This is a genomic window from Streptomyces sp. MGP-BFMKR1, from assembly GCF_057766585.1.
Map to the genome: position 1 here is coordinate 7,617,621 of NZ_CM173408.1, position 25,039 is coordinate 7,642,659.

Consider the following 25,039-nt stretch of genomic DNA (forward strand, 5'->3'; position numbering starts at 1 on the left):
GGGTCTCTCCGAACGGTGGGTGGGGTGGGTGGGTGGTGACGGGACGGCGCGTTGGGGCTCGCGGCGTGCGAGGTCCGGGCGCGCGGTGGGGCGGGTTACGTGGGGGCGGGTTACTTGGGCTCGACGCGGGCGACCACCGCGTGCGGCCGGTCCGGATGCGGCTGCGTGTAGGCCGCGTACAGCGCCTCGTGGTCCCGGCCGTCCACGGTCGTCGCGGACCAGCCCGCGGCCTCGAAGCGGGAGGCGATACCGCCCGGCCAACCGTGCGTGGCCGAGGCGTTGTCGATGACCAGGGTGTGCAGCCGCGCCAGACCGGCGGCGCCCGCGTACGCGATGGCCTCGTGGTTGCTGCCCTCGTCCAGTTCGGCGTCCCCGATCAGGACCCAGACGGCGGAGTCGGTCAGCCCCTGGGCCCGCAACCCGAGCGCCGCCCCCACGGCGAGCGGCAGCCCGTGCCCGAGCGACCCGCTGCCGATCTCGACGCCGGGGACGAGCGTGCGGTCCGGGTGGTGGCCGAGCGGCGAGTCGTACGCCCCGAAGGTCGGTAGCGTCGAGACGGGCAGGAAACCCTTGGCGGCGAGGACCGCGTAGTACGCCATCGGGCCGTGCCCCTTGGAGAGCAGGAACCGGTCGCGGCCGGGGGAGTCGACCTCGCTCGGCGAGACGCGCAGCACGCGGTCGTAGAGCACCCACAGCGCGTCCAGCGTGGACGTGGCCGCGGCGTCGTGCTTCTCGTCGCCGGTCATCAGGCTCATCAGCCCGGGCAGCGCGGCGTAGCCGGAAGGGGTGGTCGGCGGGGTTTCGAGCGTCGTGGTGTTCATGGCAGGTAGCCTGCAACTTCAAGTCGACTTGAAGTCAAGTCGCCCTCAGACGGCCGTGGTGCGCCCCGTGTCGTCGATCGTGAGGGGCCCGCGCGGGCCGCCGTGCCCGTCCGGGGCGTCCTCCGCGACCACCGCGCGCAGCGCCGCCGCGACGGCCGCGACGGCCGGATGCCGGCCGGCGCCGCTACGGAAGGCGATCCTGGTCCGGCGGCTCATCGCCATCGGCGCCAGCGTCACCTGCGGCGGCGGGTGCACCAGGCCGAGCTGCGGTACGAGCGCCACTCCCTGACCCGCCGCGACCAGGGCGAGCACCGTGGCGAACTCGTCCACCTGATGCCGCACCCGAGGCGCGAAGCCGGCCGCCTGACAGGCCCGGATCGTCATGGCGTGGCACAGCGTCCCCGGCGTGGCCGTGATCCACGTCGCGTCCCGCCAGCGCGCGAGCCCGGACCCGTCGTCGCCCTCGCACGCCGGCGCGCCCCCGGGCCCCGCCGCGCCGGCGCGCGCACCAGTCGGCCGCCGCGCCCCGACCGGCGCCGCGGCGGGCGGCTCGGGCGGGGTGAGCGAGGCCAGGTACATCGCCTCGGCGCACAGCGGCTCCGTGGCGAGGCCCGGCTCCGCCAGAGAGGGGACGAAGTCGTAGTCGTGCACCAGCGCCACGTCTAGTTCGCCGGCCCGCAGCGCGTCCGCCACCGCCGCCGGGTCCACCTCGGAGAGCATCGGCTCAAGCCGTGGATGCCGGTCGGCCAGCGCGACCAGCGCGGCCGGCAGGATGGCCCGGGCCGCGGTGGGGAAGGTGCCGATCCGCAGGGGGCCGGCCAGCCCCTGCCGGGCGTCGACCAACTCGGCGGCGGCCAGCTCCAACCGCTCCAACACCGCCTCGGCGTGCGGCACCAGGCGCTGGCCGGCGGGGGTGAGCGTCACCCGGCGCCCGGTGCGCTCCAGCAGTGGCACCCCCGCCTCGCGTTCCAGGGCGCTGAGTTGCTGGGAGACGGCGGAGGGGGTGAAGGCCAGGGCCTCGGCGACGGCGGCGATGGTCCCGCGCAGGGCGAGTTCGCGCAGCAGGCGTAGACGGCGGACGTCAAGCATCAGCTCAGCTTACGCTCGATGCCAGAAAAGCGAACTGGACCTGCATCTTCGGGCTGCGGCAGGCTCAGCCGCATGACGCCGCACCTGCCCTTGCACGGGCTCTACACGCCACTGATCACGCCCTTCGACGCCGACGGAGCCATCGCCGTCGACGCGCTCGAAGGGCTCGCCCACGCCGTCCTCGACGGCGGCGCCACCGGCATCGTCGCGCTCGGCACGACGGGGGAGCCCGCCACGCTGGACGCGGCGGAGCGGCGCACCGTCATCGACGTGTGCGCCCGCGTCTGCGCCCGGCGCTCCGCCCCGCTCGTGGTGGGCGCGGGCTCCCACGACACGAGGGGCAGCGCGGCGGAGTTGGCCGCGCTCGCCGCCTGGCCCGAGATCACCGCGGCCCTCGTCCCGGTGCCCTACTTCTCGCGGCCCTCGGACGCGGGCGTGCTCGCGCACTTCACGGAGCTGGCGGCCGGCAGCCCCGTACCGCTGGTCGTCTACCACATCCCGTACCGCACCGGTCAGCCGCTCACCGCCGCGACGCTGCGCGCGCTGGTCCGGCTGCCGGGCGTCGCCGGCGTCAAGTACGCGACGGGCGGCGTGGACGCCGAGGCCCTCGCGCTGCTCGAAGACCTCCCCGAGGGGCGCGCGGTGCTGGCGGGCGACGACCTGTTCGTGGCCCCGCTGATGGCCGTCGGTGCCACGGGCGGCATCCTCGCGACGGCGCAACTGGCCCCGGAGCGGTTCGCCGAACTCGTCGCCGCCTGGCGCACCGGACGGGTCGAGCGGGCCCGCGCGCTGGGGCACGCGCTGGCCGGCCTCGCCGCCGCCGTGTTCGCCGAGCCCAACCCCACCGTGGTCAAGGGCGTGTTGGCCGCCCAGGGCCGCATCCCCACGCCCGCCGTCCGGCTGCCGCTGCTGCCCGCGGGGCCGGGCGCCGTCCGGGCGGCGATGCGCCGGCTCGCGGAGGTGGCGGCCCTGGACGCGCCCTGCCCCGACGCGCCGGCCGACCCCGCCCCGACCGCTCCGGCCGCCGCGCCGGCCCCGGCACCCCTGGCCGGAACGGCGGCGCCGGACGTGGCCGCGCCGCGGGGCACGGCGGGCGTAGCCGGGAAGGAGCGGGTGCGGGTGTGAGGGCCTGCGGGTGTGCGGGCGGGCGGGTACGACAGGCGGCACCGGCGCGCAGCCGTGCCCGGTCTGTCGGCCGCCGGCCTGACAGCCGCCCCGGCCGCCCCCGCCCGGAGCACCACCGCCCCGCGACCCGAGCGAGACGCGCCGGCGTACGGAGACCGCTGGCGTACGGAGCCCGCCGGCGTACGGGCGCGCAGGCGGCGCGGTGCGCCGGAGCGCCGACCGCTGGCGCGCAACGACCGGCCGCGACGGCCGCGTCGTGCCCCAACCACCGCGCTGAACTGGCGGTTTGAGAAAGAGGACAGGCGCGAAGAGGGATGCGGCGCGGGCTGTGGGTGGGCGAACTCCAGCCAACAGGAAACTTTCCTAACGTTTCTATTGTCTGGACCATGACACGCGGATAGCGTGCGCCACGCCACATCCCCTCCACGTGATTGGAGCGTGCCGTGCACCCCCACCTCGCACCGCGCCGCCGCCTCGCACTCGGGTTCGCCGTGGCGCTCACCGCCGCCGGAGTCATGACGGCCACCGCGCAGGCAACACCCCAGGAGTCGGCAGAGCAGCAGCCCGCCAGAGGGGCGGACAAGGCCGCGGTCAGCGGCCTCAACGGCCCCTATCTCTACCTCGGTTGGGGCAACCCGCCGAACGCGACGGAGTTCCTCAAGGCCACCGGCAACACCCAGCTCACCATGGCCTTCATCCTCGCCAAGGGCGGCTGCGAGCCCGCCTGGGACGGCCAGCGCCCGCTGGCCGGCGGGCGGGACGCGCAGACCATCAAGGCCGTGCAGGCGGCGGGCGGTTCCATCACCCCGTCCATCGGCGGCTGGAGCGGCAACAAGCTCGGCGAGGCATGCAAGTCCGCCGCCGACCTCGCCGGCGCGTACCAGAAGGTGATCGACGCGTACAAGCTCGACTCGATCGACATCGACATCGAGTCCACCGAGGTCGAGAGCGAGCCGGTACGCAAGCGGGTCATCGACGCGCTGAAGATCCTCAAGGACAGGAACCGGGGCCTGAAGGTCTACGTCACCTTCGGCACCGCCCCGAGCGGCCCCATCGCGCCGGGCAAGGACCTGGTGCGCAAGGGCGCCAAGGCCGGCCTGGACGTGGACGGTTGGACCGTCATGCCGTTCGACTTCGGTGACGGCACGACCGACATGGTGGCCGCCACCAAGTCGGCCGTGGACGGCCTGAAGAACATCGTGAAGGCCGAGTACGGGTTGAGCGACGCCGCCGCGTACCGCAAGGTCGGCTTCTCCTCGATGAACGGCAAGACCGACGTGCGGGGCGAGGTCGTCACCCCGGCCGGCTTCCAGGAGATGGTCAACTACGCCAAGCAGCACCACCTGGCGCGAGTCAGCTTCTGGGCCGTGAACCGGGACCGGCCGTGCGCGGGCGGCGGCGACGGCGGCTCGTGCAGCGGGATCGACCAGAAGCAGTGGGAGTTCTCCAAGATCCTCGCCGGCTACCAGGGCTGATCCGAGCCCGTCCGCGAGCCGCCCGGGCCCCGCGCCCGGCGGCGCGCGGGCGCACGGGGCCCGGGTCGCACCAGGGGCGTGGCCCGGGCCCTCACCGCGAGCGCGCGACGTCGGACGCGCTCCCGGGCGCGGCCGACGCGTGCGGCACCACGACGATCTGCACCGCGTCCTCGTAGAGCACGCGCCCCGGATCGGTCGAGCTGAGCCGCACCCACTCGACGCCGTGCGCCGTCAGGATCTCCAGATAGCCGTCAGCCCGCTCGATGAGGTGCCGGGCCGAGCTCCTGAACCAGGCCACGGCCGTCGGATGCCGCTCGCGGTCGTACACCGACGCGTCGACGTGGGAGGGGTTGGTGTACGCGGCGTCGTACCAGGCGTTCGAGGCCCGCCGAAAGCGCTCCTGCTCGGCGGTCAGCCTGCCCTCTAGCGCCAGCCCGTTGACGAGCACGAAGATGCCGGGGTAGGCGCCGCGCTCGTTGCGGGTCGTGCCCTGGAACCGTACGTACCGACCGTCCCACACTGCCCTGCCCCCCGCCGTGGCCGTCGCCGCAACCGCCCTGGCTGCCGGTGGCCGCCTCGGATGATGCCACCCCGCCGCCCGGACCCGCCACGTCCGGAACGGCCCCACCCCGAGTCCGGCACGCGTCGGGTGGCGTCGGCGGTGGTGTGGCGCGCCGAGTCGCCGCCGCTGCCCGAAGGTGCAGCCAGGGCTGCCCGGCTCCGCCGGGAGCTGGCCTGGACGCGAGGCCGGGCCGGCGCCCAGGCTGGAGGGCGACAGGACGCCGGGTGGGGGACGCCCCAAGGGAGCCGACGATGCGCCGACACGAGCACGACCACGAGCAGCACGAGCACCACGAGCACCACGAGGCCGGCGCGCGCGGCGCGGCGGCCGAGGCCCACGAGCGGGCCCGTACCCCGCACGTCCTGCGGGCCGCCGTCGCCGGCCGTACCGACGTCCTCGGCCGCGCCGGCATGGCGACCCTGCAACGCGCCGTCGGCAACAGCGCCGCCCGCACCCTCGTCCAGCGCAAGGCAGCCGGGGAGAACGAGGCGACCGAGGCCACCGAAGAGGCCGTGGAGCAGCCGCGTTCGTCGGTGCACGACGTGGTGTCCTCGGGCGGCGGGCAGGCCCTGGACCCCGAGACGCGCACCGACATGGAGACCCGGCTCGGCGCCGACTTCTCCGACGTGCGGGTGCACACCGACGCCGCGGCGCACGACTCGGCGAAGGAGGTCGGCGCCCACGCGTACACCGTCGGCAACAACGTCGTCTTCCAGCGCGACGCCTACGACACGTCCTCGCAACAGGGCCGCACGATGCTCGCCCACGAGCTGACGCACGTCGTCCAGCAGCGCTCCGGGCCCGTCGACGGCGCCGAGGCGCCGGGCGGCATCCGGGTGAGCGACCCGGGGGACCGCTTCGAGCAGGAGGCCGCCAGCACCGCCGAGCGGGTCATGGCGGAGCCGCCGGCGCCCACGCCCCAGCCGGCCGAGTCCGCCGCGCCGCAGCCGGCCGCAGCCCCGGCGGCCCCGGCGGCCGTCCAGCTCTCGGCCGCGCCCGCCGTGCAGCGCGCCGCCGAGGAGGGCGAGGACGAGGAACCGGCGGACGTGCAGGGCGCGTTCGTGCAACGGGCGGAGAAGAAGCCGGAGGAAGAGGAGGAGGAAACCCCGCCCGAGTAGGCCCCCGGCGAGAGCCCTCACCTCCGACCTCCGTCCCTCGACCCCCGCCTCAGCACCCTCCGTACGCTCCGTACGGTCAGTCCTGAAGCGGCGGGTAGTCGATGTAGCCCCGGTCGCCGCCCTGGTAGTACGTCTCGATGTCGGCCTCGCGCAGCGGCGCCCCGCGCCGGAACCGCTCCACCAGGTCCGGGTTGCCGATGAAGGCGCGGCCGTAGCCGATGAGGTCCATGCCCTGGGCGAGCCAGTACTCGCCCCGTTCCCGGTCGGCCTGCGGGCCCACGATGCCGGCGGACGGGTTCATGATGTACGTGTGCGGCCACGCCTTGCGCAGCGCGGCGGTGAGCTCCAGGTCGGCGGAGTTCAGGGTGTGCACGTAAGTGACGCCGATCCGAGCGAGTTCCCGGTACAGCGCCGTGTACAGCTCGGCGACCTCGCTCTCCTCGACGTCCCAGATCGTGCCCGCGGGGGAGAGGCGGATGCCGACCCGGTCCGCGCCGATGGCGTCCACGACCGCCTCGGCGACCTCGACGGCGAACCGGATGCGACCGGTGACCGAGCCCCCGTACGCGTCCGTGCGCTGGTTGACGTTCGAGGACAGGAACTGCTGGATCAGGTAGCCGTTGGCACCGTGCAGTTCGATGCCGTCGAAGCCGGCGTCCACCGCGCGCCGCGCCGCGTCGGCGAACGCCGCGACCTCGCCCGCCACCTCGCGGGTCGCCAGCGCACGCGGGACGGGCGCGGGCAGCCTCCCCCGAGGCCCGGTGAACAGCTCGGCCTCCAGTCGCACGGCGGACGGCGCCACCGGGTGGAACCCCGCGACCGCCTCGTGCCCCACCCGCCCGGCGTGCATGAGCTGGGCGAAGATCCGCCCGCCGGCCGTGTGCACGGCATCGGTCACCGGCCGCCAGGCGGCGACCTGTTCGTCGTTGTGCAGCCCCGGCGTGTACGGGTTCGACTGCCCCTGGAGGCTCGGCTGCACGCCCTCGCTGACGATCAGCCCGGCACTGGCGCGCTGGGCGTAGTACGTCACCGTGGACGGCGTCGGCAACCCGTCGACGGTCGCCCGCGCCCGGGACATCGGGGCCATCACGATGCGGTTGGGCAGCGTGCGTCCACCGAGCAGGTAGGTGTCGAACAAGCTGGTCATGAGGGTCTCCGCGCTGGTCGGTGATGCGTGGTCCGGTCGTGGGTTACGCTAAAACCTGACACTGACGTCAGAGGCAACTCCTGTGAGCAGGACCACAGGCCAGGGCCCAGGGAGGCGCGGACCCGATGCGTATCGGCGAGCTGGCACGGCGGACCGGCGTGAGCGTGCGATCGCTGCGCTACTACGAGGAGCAGCACCTGCTGCCGGCGGTGCGCTCGGCCAGCGGGCAGCGGCAGTACCCGGAATCCGCGGTCGGCCGCGTCGAGTTGATCCAGCAGCTCTACGCCGCCGGCCTGTCCAGCAAGACGATCCTGGGCATCATGCCGTGCATGGTCACGGGCGAGGTGACGCCCTTGCTGCTCGACCGCCTCACGGACGAACGGGACCGCATCGACCAGCAGATCGCCGGCCTGACGAGCACCCGCGACCGGCTGGACACCATCATCTCCGCCTCAACCGACCTCATGAGCCGGGGCGAGCGCTGCACCACCCACCGCCTCCTGCCCGGCGAGCACCTGCACGACCTGTGTGCGCCCGTGGAGGCCGCAAAACAGGCGGTCACGCGAGGGAGTTGAGGGCGCGTGGGCCGCACGCCCCCTCGGCCGGCCGTCCCGCGACCGGCCCGCGTACCATCGGTCCGCCCGCCCCGCGGCCCTTGCCCCTCAGTCCTCGACCCTCAGTCCTCGATCCTCAGTCCTCGGCCGGTGCGTCGGCGATCAGTGAGCCGCCCAGGAACAGTGACTCCGAACACTGCGTCGGCCGGGGCGCCTTGACCGGCTTGCCCACCTCGCGGCAGCTCACGGAGATGCTGATCCGGCTCTTGGCGGGCACCTGGATCGGCGTGACGAAGTGGTAGTCCGAGTCGCGGAAGTTCTCAAGGGCCAGGTTGAGGATCTGCCCGTCCTGGCTGGAGACGGTCAGCGTCCCGGCGTCGCCCTGCGGGTTCTGCACCACGATGTCGGTGAGCGCGAACGTCTTGCCCTCGGGCACCGTGTAGGCGTCCCGCGTGGTGGAGGAGCCGCCCACCGCGTCGCGCACCTGCACGCGGGCGCTCTTCGGCGCGGCCGGGCCGCCCGGCTCGCCGGGCTTGCCGCTCCCGTTTCCACTGCCGTTGCCCGCCGTGTTGCCCTGGCTGCCGCCGCCGTTCCGGCCGCCGTTCTGGCCCCCGCCGCCGGTGTTGCCGGCGGTGTTCCCGCCGTTGACGCCGCCGCCGGTCGCCTCGCCCCCGTTGGCCCCGCCGCCGGTCGCGCCGGCCGTGTCGCCGCCCTGGCCCGGGGGCCTGTCGCCCTGCTCGCCGTTCTTGTCCTCGTCGATCGCCGACTCGATCGCCTCCGGCGTGATGGCCTCCCGGGCCGCCGACCGCACGGTGGGCCGCAGCAGCGAGTACCAGAGCCCGGCCAACACGCCCACCAGCAACACCGCGACGATCAGCGCGCGGGGTAACCAGTGCGGCAGGATGGCCTGCTGTTCGTACGAGCCGTCCACCACCACCGGCGCGTGCGGCGCGGGAGCGTCGACGCCCTCCGCGCCCCGCGCCGCGGCCACGACCTGGAACGGGTGGGTGACCGGGGCGCCGCGCCACAGCCGGTTCGTCGGGCGCACCGCGATCTGCGCGAACTTCGCCTGGCCGGGCGGGATGGTCAGCTCGGCCGGCTCGAAGGTCACTTTGGCCCGCTCCGTACCCTCCTGGATGGCCAGGCCCAGCGTCAGCGGCGTGTTGCCCAGGTTGTCGACGGCCAGCTTGTGCCGCCCGCGCCAGGGGCTGTGCGAGGAACGCGGCACGAGTTCGGCGGTGACGTCGGCGAACGGCAGGATGGTGATGGTCCGTTCGGGCACCTGGGTGTGCGCGGTGTCGTTGGTCGGAATCACCCGCAGACCGAGCGGCATCGGGCCCGCGGAGATCCGCGAACTCCGCGGCGGGCGCAGCAGCAACGTGACGGTGCCCGATGCGCCGGGGTAGAGAGACAGCGCCGCTGGTTCTACTGTGACCCAGGCGGCACAAGGCCCGACCACCTCGAATCGGAACTCCTCAACGGTGGTTCCCGAGTTGAGTACCTGTACGGGGAGATCGGCCTCGCCGCCGGGCTGAACGGAGACGGGCGAGTCGTCCAAGCTGGCCGAAACACTCATGCCCGGACGGTACGGCGTGCTTCACAGGACAGGAGTGGCCGAGCAGGAACACTTTCGGGCAGAACCAGGTTCGCTCTGAGCCATCGGTTCCTTCCCGGGTGAGGAACAGCGCGGGTAAGGGAAAGAGCGCCACATCTGGGGGTGGCACAGCGACGCACCTGAGGGGTGGCACAGGTTCCGTTCGTGTCAGGTCCATGGCAGATATGGGGGCGGGAGAGCATATGCATCCGACGAGCGCGGAGCGCATCCTGGTGGACCTTCGAGCACAAGATCCGGTATCCCAGGCGGGCGTGGCCAGCCAACTCCGTACCAGACCAGAGGTGCGGATCGTCGACCCGGCGGGCACCGAGGACGCGCAGGTGGTCCTCGTGGTGGTGGACCTCATCGACGACGAGGTGCTGAGCCTGCTGCGGCAACTCCAACGCACCGGCACGGCCCGCGGCGTGCTGGTCACCACGCACATCGACGAACAGCAGTTGGTCAGCGCCGCCGAGTGCGGCTTCGTGGGCGTCATCCGGCGCACCGAGGCGACACCCGAGCGCCTGGTGCAGGTCATCGCGGCGGTGGCCAAGGGCGAGGGACACGTGCCGGCCGACCTGCTCGGCACCCTGCTCGCCCAGGTCGGCCGCCTCCAGGGGGAGGTGCTCGGCCCGCGCGGGCTCAACTTCACCGGGCTCTCCGTACGCGAGATCGAGGTCCTGCGACTGGTCGCCGAGGGGTACGACACCGCCGACATCGCGCTCAAGCTCGCCTACTCCGAGCGCACCATCAAGAACGTCCTGCACGCGGTGATGACCCGGCTCAACCTGCGCAACCGCTCGCACGCGGTGGCGTACGCGCTCCGCCAGGGCCTGATCTGACGCGCCCCCGCCGGGGGGCGCGCCCGTAACCCGCGCCCTCGCACGCCCGCGCCGGCGCACCTCGCGGTCGTGCGGGGTGGGCGGCACGCAACCAGTAACCCTGTTCGCTGTAGTTGTCACCCGCTGGTGTCAGCTGTGTTGCTGGGATGGCTGTGCCGGGCTGTGCCGACTGTGGTGGCTGTGTCAGTGGGTGTGATGGGTGTGATGGGTGGCTGTTGTGGGGGTGACTGTGACGGTGACGTGATCGGCGTTATGACCGTGGTCATGGCTGTGGGTGTGTCTGGCTGTGCGGGTGACGGTGGCTGGGACCGTGGTGAGCGGTGTGGTGTGGTGCGGTGGCTTGGGTGGTGCCGAGTGGGTGGGTTGCCGCCCGTGGTGTGGCCCGCCGCGCTGCCCCTTCGGGCAGGCGCCGTACCCGAAGGGCTGGCTCGGACCCCGCTGCCGGGGGTGGGCGCGCGGGTGAGGCTGGAGCCCGGCGCGCAGGCTGCGCAGGCCAGAGCGCAGGCAGGGCTGGCTGAGCGATCCGATGCGGCATGGGCGTCATGGACCGAGTGGGGGGTTCTGTGCGGGGGCGTGAGCGCTTTCCAACGCGGACCGGAACCGACACCGCTGGCCGCGCCCGGTGGCGGCCGGCTCGGTGGCGGTCGAGCGGCTGGCGGCCGGACGGTTGGCGACTGAGCGGTTGGCGGCCCGCGTCGCGCGGCGCCGACCGATCACGGGCCGACGGCGAACCGGCCGAGCGCTCCGACGCGTTCCGCGTCGCCGCCCTGACCCTCGCCCTGCTGCTGGCCGTGAGCGTCGTCCCGGGCCTCGCCGTCGATCGCGGATCGCCCGCCCCGGAGGGGATCACACCGGCCGTCGTGGAACGCTCCCTCGAACCAGGGGAGTCGACCGAGGTGGTCAAGGAGGTCCGGACGCCTGTCGTACCGCCCCGGCCGGACGTGGTGCTGCTCGTGGACGCAACGCTCAGCATGGAAGACACCCTCGCCGATCTGCGAGACGACCTGGAGAAGATCACCACCGGGGTACGCGCGTCGCAGCCCGACTCGCAGTTCGCGGTGGCCAGGTTTGGCGACCGGAAGGACGAGGAGCGGGTCTTCGAGGTGGGGCAGGGCCTCACGCACGACCTGTCGGCCGTGACCCGAGCGGTCAACGCGCTCAAGGCCGACCTGGGCACGGGCAGCCCCGGCCCGGCAGAGGACTGGATCAACGCGCTGTGGCAGATCGCCAACGGAGCCGACGGCAAGACGCGGTTCCGGGAGGACGCGAGCCCGGTCGTGGTCCTGGTCGGCGACGCGTCGAGCCACGACCCCAGCGAGGGGCACACCCTGGCCGACGCGACCAACGCCCTGGTCGACGCGGGCGTACGGGTGATCGGCGTCGACGTGGAGACGTACCTCGGCGACGGGTTGAACGGCAACGGCGACAACGGCAACGGCCCCGGCCAGAACGGCGAGCCGACCCACGAGCCGAACCAGGCCACCAAGGTCATCCAGGCGACGAACGGCACCCTGTTCCAAGGCATCGACGCGGACCAGGTGGCCGAGAAGATCACCGAGGGCCTGACCAACCTGCCCACCACCGTCAGCCACCAGCCCGTCAACTGCGACCCCGCGCTCCAGGTACGCCTTGAGCCCGCGTCCCAGCAGGTCACGAGCGGCGAGGTGGCCACCTTCCGGGAGACCATCGCACTCGCCGACGACGCCCCGCAGGGTGCGGCGGTGGAGTGCGGCGTCCAGTTCCTGCTGGACGGCAAGGTGCCGGACCCGGACAGCAGGGTGCACGCGCACCTCTTCGACGACGCGTCGCAGGAGCCCGGCGACGGCGACCCGGGCACGGGCCGGACGGGCGGCCGTGGCGAGCGCGACACCGTCACGACCGTGACCGGCGGCACCATCGCCGGCACGCACGGCGGCCAGCACGGTACGCAGACGGGCGGCACGCTCGGCGGGGTACTCGGCGGCACCACCGCGACGTCGTGGGGCGGGCATCACGGCGGCCAGTACGGTGGCCATGAGGGTGGCCACCAGGGGGGCCAGCACGGTGGGCCCGGGGGTGATCCGGGTGGGCCCGGTGGTGATCCCGGTGGTCCCGGTGGTGACCCGGGCGGGCCGGGCGGTCCCGGTGGGCCTGGTGGCGATCCGGGTGGTCCGGGTGGCCCTGGCGGCGATCCGGGTGGTCCTGGCGGTGACCCGGGCGGGCCCGGTGGCGACCCGGGCGGGCCCGGTGGCGACCCCGGCGGCCCTGGCGGCGATCCTGGTGGTCCTGGCGGCGATCCGGGTGGTCCTGGCGGTGACCCGGGCGGGCCCGGTGGCGACCCGGGCGGGCCCGGTGGCGACCCCGGCGGCCCTGGCGGTGATCCGGGCGGCCCTGGTGGTGACCCGGGTGGGCCCGGTGGTGACCCGGGTGGGCCCGGTGGCGACCCCGGCGGCCCTGGTGGCGACCCGGGTGGCCCCGGTGGGCCCGGCGGCCCCGGGGGAGACCCGGGTGGCCCTGGTGGCGATCCGGGCGGCCCCGGCGGCGACCCGGGCGGTCCTGGTGGCGACCCCGGCGGCCCCGGTGGTGACCCGGGCGGTCCCGGCGGCGACGATGACGACCCGCCCCCCACCCCCAACTACCGGCAGCGCATCACCATCCGCGTCAACGACGTCACGGCGCCGGTGATCGTGGTGGACGACCGTACGGTGGACGCCACCGACGACCGTGGTGCGCGGATCACCTTCCCGGCCACCGCCGTGGACGAGGTGGACGGCCCGCTGCCCGTCACCTGCGACCCGCGGTCCGGTTCGCTGTTCCCCGTCGGCCGGACCACCGTGACCTGCACCGCGACCGACTCGGCGGCCAACGAGGGCACCGATACGGCCACCTTCACCGTGCTGCCCGCACCCGAGCCGCCCGACCCACCGGACCCGACGAACCCACCGGACCAACCCGACCCGCCGGACCCGTCCGACCCACCGCGTCCGCCCGACCCGCCCCGGCCGCCCAGCGCCGACGTGGCGGTCAGCGCGACCCTCGCGCCCGCCCGGGCCTACCCGGGCCAGCGGATCTCGGCCGGCTTCGTGATCACCAACGCCGGCCCCGACACCGCGCGCGACGTCGTCCTCGACACCACCTGGCCGCGCACCAAGGACGCGGACCGGCGCACCCTGGCGTCCCCGACGGCCTGCACCCGCCGCGCGCCCTGCTCCATCGCACCCGGCGGGCGGCTCGTGGTGACCCAGAGAGCCGAGTACCGCGCGGCGGTCAGCGGCGACGTACGGGCGTCCGTACGCGGTTCGCTCGCCGACCCCGACCAGCGCGACAACACGGCCACGGCCCGCCTCCGCGTCCTCCAGCCGAAGCTGACCGTCACCCCGAAGGTCGGCACGCCCGGCGAGGTGGCGCTGGTGCGCGGCACGGACTTCCCGCCCGGCGCCGTGGTCTCGCTGTCCTGGAAGCCGGGCATCACGCCCGCGCGCTCGTCCGTACGCGTCAGCCCGGACGGCACCTTCACCGTGCAGATGCTCGTACTCCGCAAGGACCGCCTCGGCCCGCGCGAGCTGCGCGCCGACGTACGCGGGATCGATCGGCTGACGAAACCGTTCCTGGTAGTCCAACGCAACCTGCAACCACCCGACTTCGCGGGCCGCAGTTGACGTGGCCAAAGCCGCCGAGCGCGGTCGGCCCGGCGGCCGACGTACGGGAACGAGGCTGGGAACGACGGAGGCGGAGGGAGACGGGCCGGTGATCCACGAGGTCGACGAGGTGCTGCGGGCGCTGTTCCGTACGGACGTCCTGGAGGGCGCCCAGATCGCCGTCGTCTTCGACGCGCCCACCCGCGAGTGGGCGGCCAAGGTCAACGCTCCCACGATCAACCTGTACCTGTACGACATCAGGGAGGACATGCGACTGCGGGAGCGCGGGCTGCACAACGAGTACGACGCGCGCGGCGTGGTCGTGGCCCGTCGCCGCCCGCCGCGCTTCTTCAAGCTCTCGTACCTGATCACCGCCTGGACCAAGCGCCCCGAGGACGAACACCGGTTGCTCTCCTCGCTCCTCGCCTGCCTGCTACGTCACGAGTCGCTGCCGAGTGAACGGCTGACCGGCGCGCTCGCCGACATCGGTGTCGCCGTCCCGATGACGGTCGCCCTGCCACCGCCTGAGGACCGCTCGTTCGCCGACGTGTGGAGCGCCCTCGGCGGCGAACTGAAACCCTCGCTCGACCTGGTCGTCAGCGTCCCGGTCACGGAGTCCCCGGTCTACCCGGTGGGCCCGCCCGTCACGGACGAGGGGCTGCGGCTCGGCTTCACGGACCACGACCCGCATGACCCGGCGGCCGGTGCCCCGGCGCGCGAACGCACGCCGGGCGGCGCCGAGTTGCCGATCTACGGCCGCCAGCCGGGCCGCCCGGACCCGGCCGCGCAGGAAAGCGGCACGGGCGAGCCCGGTGCGGGTACGGGCCGTGGCGCCGGGCGTCGCCGTCAGGCCGGGATCGGTCGCCGGATCTCGGAAGAACGGCGCGGATGAGCGAGGATGCCACGCACCCGGCCCAGGACCTGAGCCTGCGCCACCTGCTGGCCAGGGCCGCCCTCGTCGAGGAGCGCGTACGCCGCGCCGTGGACGCCCGCCAGGCCACCGACCCGAACCCGGACGACGCGTTCCGTGGCCTCTACCTGGACGACCAGACCGTACGCCGCCTCCTGGACGAGGGCCGCACGACCGCCGGCCCCGACGCGACGGACGCGGACCAACTGGCGGCGGCGGAGGCATGGGCGGACCAGGCGGACGCCCTCTGGGCGGATGCGGGGGAGCGGGGTGAGCCGGACCGATTCCAGAAGAGGGTGGAGTCCACCACGAGCCCCACCCGCCTCCGCGCCCTCACCCGCGAGTTCGGCCTCACCCCACTCGACGTGGAGATCCTCCTCATCGCGCTCGTACCCGACCTGGACGACCGCTTCGAGCAGTTCTACGCCTACCTGAACGACGACGTGACCCGCCAACGCCCCTCGGCCGGCCTCGCGCTCGGCCTGTGCGGCGTGTCGGCGGCCGACGCGCAGGCACGGGGCCGACTGCACCCCGCCGCGCCCCTGCGCGCCGGCGGACTGCTGCTCGTCGATGAGCCCGAACGCCCCTTCCTGGCCCGCGCGTTGCGCGTCCCCGACCGGGTGACGGCGCACCTGCTGGGCCACGACACCCCCGACCCCCGGGTGGCCGACGTCCTCGCGCCGTGGCACGGCGACCCGGGCACGAGCTGGCGTCAGACGCCAGGCACCGGCGACCCGGCCCCGTTGGCGAGGGCCATCGCGGGCGGCGTCGGACTGACCTACGTACGCGAGGAACAGGGCGGCGCCGGCACGGCCCTCGCCGCGGCGGCGCTCTCCCACGCGGGCCGGTCGGTCATCGGCGTGGACCTGGAACGGTTGGCCGCCGACCCGCACCCGACGGACGCCGTACGCACCCTCGTCCGCGAGGCCCGCCTCACCGGCGCCGGTCTGGTCGGCGCCCCCATCGATCCGCTGACCAGGGAGAAACCGGAGGTGATCCGCCTCGTCGCGGAGGCGAACCTCCCCGTGATCCTGGTCGGCCGCGCTCCCTGGGACGCCACCTGGTCCGCCCGCCCACCCCTCCTGCTGCCCGCCCCCCGCGTCGGCCCCGAGGCCCGCGCGGCCCTGTGGCAACAGGCCCACTCGGCACCGTTGGCCGCCGACCTGGACCTCACCCGCGTCCTGTCTCCGTTCCTCCTCACCCCGGCCCAGGTGGCACAGGCGGCCCGCAGCGCGGCGCAAGTGGCCACCCTCAACGGCGGCGAGGTCCAGGCCGAGGACGTACGCGCCGGCGCCCGCGCACAGAACGCCGCCGGCCTCGACCGTCTGGCCCGCCGCATCGAACCCGCCGTCACCTGGGACGACCTGGTCCTCCCCGCCGACCCCCTGGCCCAACTCCGCGAACTCGCCGCCCGCGCCCGCCACCGCGACCGCGTCCTGGGCGAGTGGGGCATGCGCCCCGGCGGCGGCCGTGGCCGCGGCGTGGCGGCCCTGTTCGCGGGCGACTCGGGTACGGGCAAGACGATGTCGGCCGAGGTCATCGCGGCGGACCTGGGCCTCGACCTCTACACGGTCGACCTGGCCACGGTCATCGACAAGTACGTGGGCGAGACCGAGAAGAACCTGGAGAAGATCTTCTCCGAGGCTGCCGGTATCAACGGCGTTCTCCTCTTCGACGAGGCCGACGCGATCTTCGGCAAACGCTCGGAGGTCAAGGACGCCCACGACCGCTACGCCAACGTCGAAAGCGCCTACCTCCTCCAACGCATGGAGTCCTTCGACGGCTTGGCCATCCTCTCCACCAACCTCCGGGCCAACCTGGACGACGCGTTCACGCGCCGCCTGGACCTGGTGGTCGACTTCCCCATGCCGGACGCGGAGCAGCGGCGGGTGCTGTGGGAACGGTGCCTGGGGCCGTTGTTGCCGCGAGCGAAGGGCCTGGACCTGGACTTCTGCGCGGAGTCCTTCGAGCTGGCCGGTGGCAACATCCGCTCGGTCGCGGTGACTGCGGCATACCTGGCGGCGGAGTCCGGCGGGCCGGTGCGCATGGAGGACCTGATCCACGCGGTGCAGCGGGAGTACCAGAAGCTGGGTCGGCTGACGCTGGCTTCGGAGTTTGGGGAGTATGTGGGGTTGTTGGTGTGAGGGGTGGCTTGAGAGTGCTGGGTTAGACCTTGGTGATGGTGACGGGCGGGCCGGGCGGGGTGCGGCTCAAGCTCGCGATATCCGCGTCGCCGAACATTTTGGCCTCGGCTGCTCGAATCTCCTCGGCGGTCAGCGGCCCGTGGGTCTTCTCGTTAGCCGAAGTCATCTCGGCTAGACCCTCGCGTTCGGTCTGGGACTGCATAGTGGTCTCACCGTATGCGGGCACCGAGCGCTTGTCGACGCGGGCGTGCACCGCGTCGACAATGTCTTCGTGTACGGAGACGGGCGTCGTGAGCCGCTCACTGGAGACGTAGGAATGAGTGAGCATGCTTCACCCTAGCAAAAAGCTCACGAAAGTAGGCGAGTGGCGTGTGGTGCTGGTAGGGACACCGTGCCAGAATAAACCGCAAGCATGGGCGGAGGGCGTAGCCAGTAACGCTTACGCCGGCTTCTCGGAGCTTCGCTCGGTCGCGGTAGTTGAGGCGCATGAGGTGAGGGCGAATTCAGGAGATTATATCTCGTGTTGAATGCTGAGCTAGTCAGAGTTCCGCACGGGGCGATATGCACAGCCGAAGACCACTGACCCGCAGGGAGCGACTGATTCCGCACTTCTCTGCGATATTATGGGAAATTTGCGAGTGATGTCGCAGCCAGGTTGCGAACTTGGTCATCGGGGTCACTCCGAGAAACAGCCTCAACTATTTCCCTGAGGTCGCTCCAAGGAGTGTACATCGAGGCGATAGCTGCAGCCTTCCTCACGTCGGAGCTTTGAGAACTGAACCCGCTCTTCACTGCTTCAGAGATGCCTGTGGAGTATTCACCCGCTACTGCCGCCACCAGCATCAGGGCGAGCACTTTACCGTTCCAGTCTGGCTCGGAGTGGTAGAGGTCTAACAGCTCTTGAGGTTCGATCGTTTCGAACCTCTCTGAGATTGACCGTGCAACCTCCCTGAGATCGCTCTCACGTGTGCCCTTTATCGAATCACTCTCGATTGACAAGTAAATCAGGTCAAGTACCTCGTCCTCAATCAGGTGTATGCCGACACCTGTCGGTGATGCCCAGGTGAGCTCCGCAGGTTCTGACTCCGTTGCGGGGTAGCTTCCGTGAAAAATCCACTGTTTCTGCTCAGCAAAATTGGCCAGTTCTTGTGGGTCGATCTCATCTCGGAAGACCATATTCAGGCGCATGAATACCCTTTTGGTAGTAGCGGTCGAATGGTCAGCCTTTCGAATGCATTGTCTTAATTTTCAACTATTCGTGCGCTCGAGTAATTCGCGTACCCCGACCTTGAGCATCCTAAACTCGTTTTCGATCTGCTCTGGGTCGGCTCCCGACAATTTGGCCTCTGCGTAGCGTTCAACTTGCTCGGCCAATGGATTAACGCTGTACCCGTCCGCCACGAGTATATTGCCTGACATGAGGAAGTTTTCGCTCATTATATGGGAATTTTCTGCGCGCGGAGACGTCTTTATCATCTCGATAAGGACGATGCCGAGGCGCTCTTCGCGCTTCTTCTGTTGATCTGGGTCTTGCGCAAGAGGTGCCATTATATTCATTTGTCCATCCATTTCGAGGATCGGATCCAGTCCCGTCACAACCCTAGATTGCACTAGGGCGTTGCGAATCGCCGTCGCACTTGGCACGCCGTGCATTCGACCTGTTTCTACCGATTGAATAAGCCTGTGATTCCTTCTCATCGCACGAATGAAAACTTCAAGAGCCTTCGCTGCGGTTTTAGTGCGCGGGTTTCCTCGGCCGCGCAGTTCTGTTTCTTTGAATTCCGATGAACTCAAGTTCGCGGCAATTTCTTGATCGTCGAGAGGGTTGCCGTATGCCTTTTTTGATTTCAATCGCAAATCTTGAGCGGCGCTGAGGACGTCAATAACTTTTCCTTTCTTGTTCATCTTCTTCTTGGCGGCGTAAGCTCCAACGTTGTTAACCCTCCCGATTACGCCAACAGAAGCGCTTCTCCGCTGGCTGTCGGGTGTGAATATCGAGACTCCCTTTTCGATTGCAAGAACTTTGACTCCGGGGCGAAAATACGCCATTACCATGCCTTTTTCGAAGGATGATAATTCGGTTAGAGAATTGGGGCGGCCGTTGGACCAGCCGTGAATTGCCTTAGTCAGCGTCGGACCACGGCCTTCATCCAGGAGTAGATGTGCGAAATATTCGCGTTCGGCTTCTACGAGGGCGGGGAGAATCATTTGGGCTAGCTGCCGATCTTTAATGCTGATTTTGTTGATTGTGACTGATGGGTTGATCTTGGCTTCTATTGAGCCATCTCGCGCCATCGTGAGGCTGGTGAGCCGGTATTCTTTACGCCATGCGGAGAGCCTCCGTTCTAAGGCTGTGCGATGTTTTCCGGATCCTACGTACTTAATGATCTTTGGAGTTAAGGTGGCGGCAATGCGCTCTAGGCTGTCCCTTTTCTTTTGAGGGCTATCATCCTCGCGGGCATCTCTTCTGTGCCTCTCTTTTGCCTTATTGTTGTGTTCATTCTGATGCCGCTTTCTTCTAAGTCGCCCCCAAATCGCCCTCCCCTTCCGGGCAATCACCCCCACCAACTTGTCAAGGGATCGCTTCACCGGCCGCCCCGCAGCCCGCAGTACGCTCTTCACCTTGTTGGCCAGCCCGCCAACCCCCACCAATGCGGCCAGGAATCCAATCAGCAACGGAATGCTCGCCGCCAGCGCAGCCTCAACCATCTTCGGAACCCCGGCACTACCCCCGCCCGCAATAGCAATCACCGCATCCAGAACCGCATTAACAAACTCAACAATCTGCGCACCCTGATTAACAATGAACGTAATAATGTCGATGATGCCCTTAACGGCCCGCACAAAAGCCGAAGCCGGCGTGAGCAGTGAAACGATCCACGAAATGCCCGCGATAATGACCGTCGGCACCAGATAAGACTTCAGGTCATCCAGGATCTTGGTCTTCAGGTCACCCGTATCGGCCTGGATCTCATCCATCGCACCCGCGGGGCCCTCCCGCGACAATGCACCCGCCACCGGCACCGACTGTTCGACCTTCTCCATGGCCTGCTCAGGCACACCCTTGCCGACGATGCGGGCGCGGAGGTTGTCCCAGGTGAGGCCGAGCATGGAGCCGACGAGCTGGATGATGCCCTTCATGTCGAACTTGGCCGGGATCTCGATGCCCTCCTTGGTGGCGGTGCCAAGGAGCCAGGCGACCAGGCCCTTTTTCAGGTGGTCGAGGATGTTGGAGGTGAAGAGGTTGAGGCCGGCGCCGACGGCCTTGACGAGGTTGCCCAGGAAGCCGATGGGGTCCTTGATGATCTTGCCGATGGCGGAGGCGGCCTTGGCGAGGATGCCCATCAGGAGGTTCTTCAGCTCCATGATGGTTTTGATCGCCCCGACGATCGCGTCCTTGGCCTTGGCGATCAGGCCCTTGTTCGCGTCCTGGAGCTTCTTGATCTCGTCGTCGACCTTGTTCAGGGCCTCCGTGTACTTCTGCGCCAGGGTCTGGACCAGTTCGTCGGACTTGTCGTTGACCTTGGTTTCCAGGTCCTCGAACTTGCCCTCGAAGTCCTTCGCCGCCTCCTGGCCGTACTTCTTCAGGTCCTCCGGTAGCTTGTCGACCTCGGCCTTGAGTTCTGAACGGCCCTGCTTGATACGGGCCTTGGCCTTGCCGAGTTCGGTGCCGATCGTGTCGGCGATGGAGGAGATGACGCCCTGCATCTTGGAGACGTAGAGCTTGCGCGACTCCTTGAAGATGTTCAGGCCCTCCTCCGGGAGGCCCTTGAACTTGTCCTTGACCCAGCGGAGCTTGCCGCGGAAGCCCGAGTAGCGCTTGTCCTTGTACTTCTTCATGCGGCGCTTGTGGTCTTCGGTGAAGGCGTCCTTCGCCGCCTTCTCACCCTTGGTGAACTGGTCGTCCACCTTCTTGTCCAAGCCCTCAAGCGTGGACTCGACGTCCTTCTTCGTCGCGTCGAAGACCTTCTGCAGCTTGGCGGTGACCTCTTCGCGCTTCTTCTCGTCCTTCGACTTCGTCTCGCCCTTGCCGCCGTCGACCTTCTGGCCCGCCTCGCTGCGCGTCGCGGTCAGTGAGGCCATGGCGCTCGCGCCGGCCGCCGCGGCGCCCGCCTTCGCGTCCGCCAGTTCCGCGTCCTCGGCCTGTCGGCCCTGCGGCCCGGCCTTCTTCGAGTGCTCCTCGGCCTTCTTCTTCTCGCTCAGCGCCTCGTCGAACTGCGGCTCGTTGCCCTTGGCCAACTGCTCCTCGGTGACTTCGGCATCGGCCATCGCCTTGTCGTTCTGCCTCGGCCCGTCGGAGAAGTCCGTGACCTCGGGCGGTTGTTTGTCCGGCACCGCGTCGTCCGCGCTGGGTGCGCCCGGGTTCCCCGGCGGCTTGTCCGCCGTCATCGGGGTGACCTTTTTGGTCTTGGCCTTCGAGGTGTCGGGGGCGGCCTTGGTGGTGGTCTCGATGTCCTTGGCTGAGGTCTTCTTGCCGTCGGTGACCTTGCCGTCCACCTGTTCCTTGACCTGGTCGGCCTTGCCGGAGTCGGCGAACTTGTCGGCCTCGTTCAGGTTCTTCGGCGCCTGATCGGCGATCGCCTTGTTCACCGCGTCGATGAACGCCTGCTTGTTGAACTCGCCCGGCTTGGCCGCGTTCATCTTCTCGGCCTGCGCCGCCTTGCCCTGGGCTTCCTTGTCGTCCGGCGGCGCCACCGCCGCGTCCTGGGCGGACTTTGACTCCGTTGTCGCGGGCTGGTGCTGCTTGATTGTCTGCTTCTTGGTCCCGACGTCCGCCTTCACGCGCCGGAAGCCCGGCGCCTGCGCCGGGGACGGCTTCACCGGCGCCGCGTACCGCTGCGCGACAAGGCGCGAGACCGCCGCGTTCCCCGCCGCGCGTTGCAGCCGTTGCAGGCCACGCCGGTCCAGGCCCGGCCCGCCGGAGACCGGGGCGGGGGGCGTACGGACGGCGCGTGACACCCCGGGCGACTCACCGACCGTGGGCGCCAGCTCCGTGTCCGCGCCCGTATGCTGCCCCGCGGCGGGCGCGCCCGCGTGCGGGCGCTGCCGGCTGGGGGACGGCGCGTCGGGTGTGCTCTTCACGGCAGCACCCGGCTACCGCCCGCAGGGCACGCGCGTCGTTCGCCCCGGGCCGTCCCAACTCCCCGCGTGCGCAGTGGACATGGGCGTCAGGATGCGCCCGGGCGGCGGTCCACAGCACAAGACGGCGGGGAACGATCCGGTGCACCCCGCGGTGACCGCTCAGCGATCTGCCCGCTGCCCGTTGGGGCAACCCGGAAGGCACGCCGGGTAGCCCGAAGTCCTTTTCCGTTGATCCTTTACATGACGAGAATCGCTGTCGTTTCCCCCGGCCAAGGAGAGTGGTATGCCGTCGTCGTACCTGTCCCCGGGCGTCTACGTCGAAGAGGTGGAGTCCGGGTCACGGCCCATCGAGGGAGTGGGGACCTCGGTTGCCGCCTTCGTGGGGTTCGCACAGAAAGGCCCCTTCAACGAGCCGACGCTGGTGACGAACTGGACCCAGTTCGTCACCGTCTTCGGCGACTTCGTCGAGGGGACGTACCTGGCCACCTCGGTCTACGGGTACTTCGCCAACGGCGGAGGCGTCTGCTACGTCATTCGCATCGGCGGCCCGCGCGCCGAGCAGGAACCGGACGGGGCGGGTGGCACGGCCCACGAGGAGATCGACATCGCGCCGCACGCCCAGCTCGGCCCGTACGTCGTGCGGACGCTGCCCGGCGTGACCGGCGAGATCACCGTCGAGGTCGCGGACTCGGAGGCCGAGGACCCGCCGCAGGACGTGTTCAAGCTGATCGTCCGGCACGACGGGCAGGTCGCCGAGACGTACCCCGTGGTGACCACCAAGCGCAGCAAGGAGAACGTCGCGACGCAGGTCAAGGCGCGATCCCAACTGATCGCCCTGGAGGAGCCCGGCAAGGGCGCGGCGCCGCCGCGGCCCGAGCCGCAGTCGGTTCGGCTGGCCGTGCCGCCGGGCGGGGCCGCGGGCGTGGCGCCGCAGGCGGTGTCGGCCGAGACGTACGTGGGCGACCCGGACCAGCGGACCGGGTTCGGCGGTCTGGAGGCCGTCGAGGACGTCACGATGGTCGCCGCGCCCGACCTGATGAGCGCCTACCAGCGGCGCGTGCTCGACCTGGAGACGGTGATCGCGGTCCAGCAGGGGCTGATCGCGCACTGCGAGGGGATGGGCGACCGGATCGCCATCCTCGACCCGCCGCCCGGCCTCAGCCCGCAGCAGGTCAGGACCTGGCGCACGGAGACGACGGGCTTCGACTCGAAGTACGCCACGCTGTACTACCCGTGGCTCAAGGTGTTCGACCCGGCCGTCGGACGCAACGCCTTCGTGCCGCCCAGCGGCCACGTCGCCGGCATCTGGGCCCGTAACGACGTCTCGCGCGGCGTGCACAAGGCGCCCGCCAACGAGGTGGTGCGCGGCGCGGTGGCGCTCCAGACGCAGATCACCAAGGGCGAGCACGACCTGCTCAACCCGATCGGGCTCAACTGCATCCGGGCCTTCCCCGGGCGCGGCATCCGGGTGTGGGGCGCGCGGACCCTGGCCAGCGATCCCGCCTGGCGTTACCTCAACGTACGCCGACTCTTCAACTACCTGGAGGAGTCGATCCTCGCGGGCACCCAGTGGGTGGTCTTCGAGCCGAACGACGACGCGCTGTGGGCCCGCGTGCGGCGGACGATCTCGGCCTTCCTGGTCAACGAGTGGCGCAAGGGCGCGCTCTTCGGGCTCACCCCGGAGGAGGCGTTCTACGTCAAGTGCGACCGGGAGACCAACCCACCGGAGAGCATCGACGCCGGCCAGGTCATCTGCGAGGTCGGGGTGGCGCCGGTCAAGCCGGCGGAGTTCGTGGTGTTCCGACTCGCCCAACTCTCCGGCGGCTCCGGCGCGGTCGACGAGTGACGCACCGGCCCGCGCCCGCGACCGACTGACTCAAGGAGGCTGCTATGCCGCTGCCCGATCTCGACAGCTCCGTCGGGCATTCCTTCGGCCTGGAATTCGACAGCGTGCTGATCCGGCAGATCACCGAGGTCACCGGCCTGAAGATGGAACAGGACGTCATCGAGCTGAAGCAGAACACCGCCGACGGCAAGTACGCGATAAAGAAGCTGCCAGGCCGCCCCAAGGCCGGCGAGGTCACCGTGACCCGCGGCCTGACCGAGGACAACAGCTTCGAGCGGTGGATCACCGACTCGCGCTTCGGCCGCATGAACAACGCCCGCCGCAACGGCTCCATCATCGTCTACGACTACGAGGGCATCCCGATCAAGCGGTACAAGCTGATCAACGCGTGGCCCAAGACGCTGGAGATCAGCGCGCTCAAGGCGGGCGACACCTCCGTACTCACCGAGAAGCTGGCCATCACCTTCGAGAGCATTGAAGTCGAGTGATGCGCAGGCGCACCATCGCGATCCCCGCCCCACCCGCGGACGCCTCCGCGCCGGCGTCCAGCCGCGAGGAGGGGAACGGCGGGCAGCCCGAGAAGCTGCGGACCGAGTTCGCCTTCGAGCTGCCGCGCGGGTACGTCGACGAGTCGGGCACCGTGCACAGGTCGGGGGTGATGCGGCTGGCGACCGCGCGGGACGAGCTGGTTCCGCTGCGGGACGATCGGGTCCGCGACAACAGCGCCTACCTGTCGGTGGTGTTGATCTCCCGGGTGCTGGTCAGGCTGGGCACGATCGAGGACATCCACCCGGGCGTCGTGGAGGACCTGTTCGCCTCCGACCTGGCGTTCCTCCAGGACTTCTACCGCAGGATCAACTCCGAGGGGCACACCCGCGCCTCCGTGACGTGCCCGTCGTGCCGGGACACCTTCGCCGTGGACCTCGCCGGCGGTGGTCGCCTGGGGGAATCGTGACGTACGCGACCGACCGGATACACGAGGAAGTCGCGTACCTCGCCTACCACTTCCACTGGTCGCTCGACCAGATCCTCGACCTGGAACACGCCGACCGGCTCCGCTACGTCCACCAGATCGCCCGGCTGAACGGGCAGTGAACCGCGCCGTACGAGGGG

20 protein-coding genes are annotated in these 25,039 nt (G+C 70.5%); 12 read left to right on the forward strand and 8 right to left on the reverse strand.

The genetic code is table 11. From position 1 onward, the window contains the following. Positions 1-110: 110 nt before the first annotated feature. Positions 111-821, reverse strand: coding sequence for a transketolase (locus tag AC3CHW_RS30680; RefSeq protein WP_359322116.1), 711 nt, complete (start codon positions 819-821; stop codon positions 111-113). Positions 822-866: 45 nt separating this feature from the next. Then, positions 867-1,910 (reverse strand): LysR family transcriptional regulator, encoded by a 1,044-nt coding sequence (locus AC3CHW_RS30685; RefSeq protein ID WP_488468624.1) that lies wholly within the window; start codon positions 1,908-1,910, stop codon positions 867-869. A 72-nt stretch (positions 1,911-1,982) separates the two neighbouring features. On the opposite strand from AC3CHW_RS30685, the gene AC3CHW_RS30690 reads away from it, so the two are divergent. Both AC3CHW_RS30690 and AC3CHW_RS30695 read left to right on the forward strand, forming a co-directional pair. Continuing rightward, positions 1,983-3,035: a dihydrodipicolinate synthase family protein gene (locus AC3CHW_RS30690; protein ID WP_488468625.1), complete on the forward strand. Its 1,053-nt coding sequence runs from the start codon at positions 1,983-1,985 to the stop codon at positions 3,033-3,035. Between the two features lie 443 nt (positions 3,036-3,478). Next, positions 3,479-4,510 carry a chitinase gene (locus AC3CHW_RS30695; RefSeq protein ID WP_488468626.1) on the forward strand — a complete coding sequence of 344 codons (1,032 nt, stop codon included), beginning with the start codon at positions 3,479-3,481 and terminating at the stop codon, positions 4,508-4,510. Positions 4,511-4,601: 91 nt separating this feature from the next. Here the strand turns inward: AC3CHW_RS30695 and AC3CHW_RS30700 are convergent, their stop codons facing one another. Next, entirely contained in the window at positions 4,602-5,030 is a 429-nt protein-coding gene (locus tag AC3CHW_RS30700; protein ID WP_488468627.1) for a hypothetical protein, read from the reverse strand. Between the two features lie 293 nt (positions 5,031-5,323). Between AC3CHW_RS30700 and AC3CHW_RS30705 the strand changes: the two genes are divergently transcribed. After that, entirely contained in the window at positions 5,324-6,190 is an 867-nt protein-coding gene (locus AC3CHW_RS30705; protein ID WP_488468628.1) for an eCIS core domain-containing protein, read from the forward strand. Between the two features lie 76 nt (positions 6,191-6,266). On the opposite strand, the gene AC3CHW_RS30710 is transcribed toward AC3CHW_RS30705, so the two are convergent. Further along, positions 6,267-7,337 carry an alkene reductase gene (locus AC3CHW_RS30710; RefSeq protein ID WP_488468629.1) on the reverse strand — a complete coding sequence of 357 codons (1,071 nt, stop codon included), beginning with the start codon at positions 7,335-7,337 and terminating at the stop codon, positions 6,267-6,269. A 125-nt stretch (positions 7,338-7,462) separates the two neighbouring features. On the opposite strand from AC3CHW_RS30710, the gene AC3CHW_RS30715 reads away from it, so the two are divergent. Next, positions 7,463-7,912, forward strand: a complete 450-nt coding sequence (locus AC3CHW_RS30715) for a MerR family transcriptional regulator (RefSeq protein ID WP_488468630.1) — start codon at positions 7,463-7,465, stop codon at positions 7,910-7,912. Positions 7,913-8,027: 115 nt separating this feature from the next. Here the strand turns inward: AC3CHW_RS30715 and AC3CHW_RS30720 are convergent, their stop codons facing one another. Next, positions 8,028-9,467 carry a COG1470 family protein gene (locus tag AC3CHW_RS30720; protein WP_488468631.1) on the reverse strand — a complete coding sequence of 480 codons (1,440 nt, stop codon included), beginning with the start codon at positions 9,465-9,467 and terminating at the stop codon, positions 8,028-8,030. Positions 9,468-9,688: 221 nt separating this feature from the next. Between AC3CHW_RS30720 and AC3CHW_RS30725 the strand changes: the two genes are divergently transcribed. From AC3CHW_RS30725 to AC3CHW_RS30740, 4 genes are all read left to right on the forward strand, one after another. Further along, positions 9,689-10,327 (forward strand): helix-turn-helix transcriptional regulator, encoded by a 639-nt coding sequence (locus tag AC3CHW_RS30725; RefSeq protein WP_176160563.1) that lies wholly within the window; start codon positions 9,689-9,691, stop codon positions 10,325-10,327. Between the two features lie 791 nt (positions 10,328-11,118). After that, complete coding sequence (locus AC3CHW_RS30730) at positions 11,119-13,965, forward strand: VWA domain-containing protein (protein ID WP_488468632.1); 2,847 nt, start codon at positions 11,119-11,121, stop codon at positions 13,963-13,965. An 88-nt stretch (positions 13,966-14,053) separates the two neighbouring features. Continuing rightward, the gene (locus AC3CHW_RS30735) at positions 14,054-14,836 is read left to right on the forward strand and encodes a Pvc16 family protein (RefSeq protein ID WP_488468633.1); all 783 of its coding nucleotides are present in this window, start codon (positions 14,054-14,056) and stop codon (positions 14,834-14,836) included. Beyond that, positions 14,833-16,998 (forward strand): ATP-binding protein, encoded by a 2,166-nt coding sequence (locus AC3CHW_RS30740; RefSeq protein ID WP_488468634.1) that lies wholly within the window; start codon positions 14,833-14,835, stop codon positions 16,996-16,998. The genes AC3CHW_RS30735 and AC3CHW_RS30740 overlap by 4 nt, the downstream gene beginning before the upstream one ends. Positions 16,999-17,020: 22 nt before the next feature. On the opposite strand, the gene AC3CHW_RS30745 is transcribed toward AC3CHW_RS30740, so the two are convergent. From AC3CHW_RS30745 to AC3CHW_RS30755, 3 genes are all read right to left on the reverse strand, one after another. Next, a complete protein-coding gene (locus AC3CHW_RS30745) occupies positions 17,021-17,326 on the reverse strand; it encodes a hypothetical protein (protein ID WP_488468635.1) in 306 nt (101 codons plus the stop codon). 293 nt (positions 17,327-17,619) lie between these two features. Then, complete coding sequence (locus tag AC3CHW_RS30750) at positions 17,620-18,186, reverse strand: HEAT repeat domain-containing protein (protein WP_488468636.1); 567 nt, start codon at positions 18,184-18,186, stop codon at positions 17,620-17,622. Positions 18,187-18,246: 60 nt separating this feature from the next. Beyond that, entirely contained in the window at positions 18,247-22,080 is a 3,834-nt protein-coding gene (locus AC3CHW_RS30755; RefSeq protein WP_488468637.1) for a phage tail protein, read from the reverse strand. A gap of 283 nt (positions 22,081-22,363) precedes the next feature. Here AC3CHW_RS30755 and AC3CHW_RS30760 point away from each other — a divergent pair, with 283 nt between their 5' ends. From AC3CHW_RS30760 to AC3CHW_RS30775, 4 genes are read left to right on the forward strand one after another with little or no spacing between them, the layout of a single operon-like run. Continuing rightward, on the forward strand, positions 22,364-23,926 hold the full coding sequence (locus tag AC3CHW_RS30760; protein WP_488468638.1) for a phage tail sheath family protein: 1,563 nt from the start codon (positions 22,364-22,366) through the stop codon (positions 23,924-23,926). A gap of 44 nt (positions 23,927-23,970) precedes the next feature. After that, complete coding sequence (locus tag AC3CHW_RS30765) at positions 23,971-24,414, forward strand: phage tail protein (protein WP_176160556.1); 444 nt, start codon at positions 23,971-23,973, stop codon at positions 24,412-24,414. Next, a complete protein-coding gene (locus AC3CHW_RS30770; protein ID WP_488468639.1) occupies positions 24,414-24,881 on the forward strand; it encodes a hypothetical protein in 468 nt (155 codons plus the stop codon). The genes AC3CHW_RS30765 and AC3CHW_RS30770 overlap by 1 nt, the downstream gene beginning before the upstream one ends. Then, on the forward strand, positions 24,878-25,021 hold the full coding sequence (locus tag AC3CHW_RS30775; RefSeq protein ID WP_176160554.1) for a DUF6760 family protein: 144 nt from the start codon (positions 24,878-24,880) through the stop codon (positions 25,019-25,021). Before AC3CHW_RS30770 ends, AC3CHW_RS30775 begins: the two co-directional genes overlap by 4 nt. Positions 25,022-25,039 lie beyond the last annotated feature (18 nt).

Coding starts and splice junctions, on each gene's coding strand:
- AC3CHW_RS30685 (WP_488468624.1), bottom strand. CDS start 1,910: ATGCTTGACGTCCGCCGTCTACGCCTGCTGCGCGAACTCGCCCTGCGC.
- AC3CHW_RS30745 (WP_488468635.1), bottom strand. CDS start 17,326: ATGCTCACTCATTCCTACGTCTCCAGTGAGCGGCTCACGACGCCCGTC.
- AC3CHW_RS30725 (WP_176160563.1), top strand. CDS start 9,689: ATGCATCCGACGAGCGCGGAGCGCATCCTGGTGGACCTTCGAGCACAA.
- AC3CHW_RS30770 (WP_488468639.1), top strand. CDS start 24,414: ATGCGCAGGCGCACCATCGCGATCCCCGCCCCACCCGCGGACGCCTCC.
- AC3CHW_RS30760 (WP_488468638.1), top strand. CDS start 22,364: ATGCCGTCGTCGTACCTGTCCCCGGGCGTCTACGTCGAAGAGGTGGAG.
- AC3CHW_RS30740 (WP_488468634.1), top strand. CDS start 14,833: ATGAGCGAGGATGCCACGCACCCGGCCCAGGACCTGAGCCTGCGCCAC.
- AC3CHW_RS30690 (WP_488468625.1), top strand. CDS start 1,983: ATGACGCCGCACCTGCCCTTGCACGGGCTCTACACGCCACTGATCACG.
- AC3CHW_RS30715 (WP_488468630.1), top strand. CDS start 7,463: ATGCGTATCGGCGAGCTGGCACGGCGGACCGGCGTGAGCGTGCGATCG.
- AC3CHW_RS30680 (WP_359322116.1), bottom strand. CDS start 821: ATGAACACCACGACGCTCGAAACCCCGCCGACCACCCCTTCCGGCTAC.
- AC3CHW_RS30710 (WP_488468629.1), bottom strand. CDS start 7,337: ATGACCAGCTTGTTCGACACCTACCTGCTCGGTGGACGCACGCTGCCC.
- AC3CHW_RS30705 (WP_488468628.1), top strand. CDS start 5,324: ATGCGCCGACACGAGCACGACCACGAGCAGCACGAGCACCACGAGCAC.
- AC3CHW_RS30720 (WP_488468631.1), bottom strand. CDS start 9,467: ATGAGTGTTTCGGCCAGCTTGGACGACTCGCCCGTCTCCGTTCAGCCC.
- AC3CHW_RS30765 (WP_176160556.1), top strand. CDS start 23,971: ATGCCGCTGCCCGATCTCGACAGCTCCGTCGGGCATTCCTTCGGCCTG.
- AC3CHW_RS30750 (WP_488468636.1), bottom strand. CDS start 18,186: ATGCGCCTGAATATGGTCTTCCGAGATGAGATCGACCCACAAGAACTG.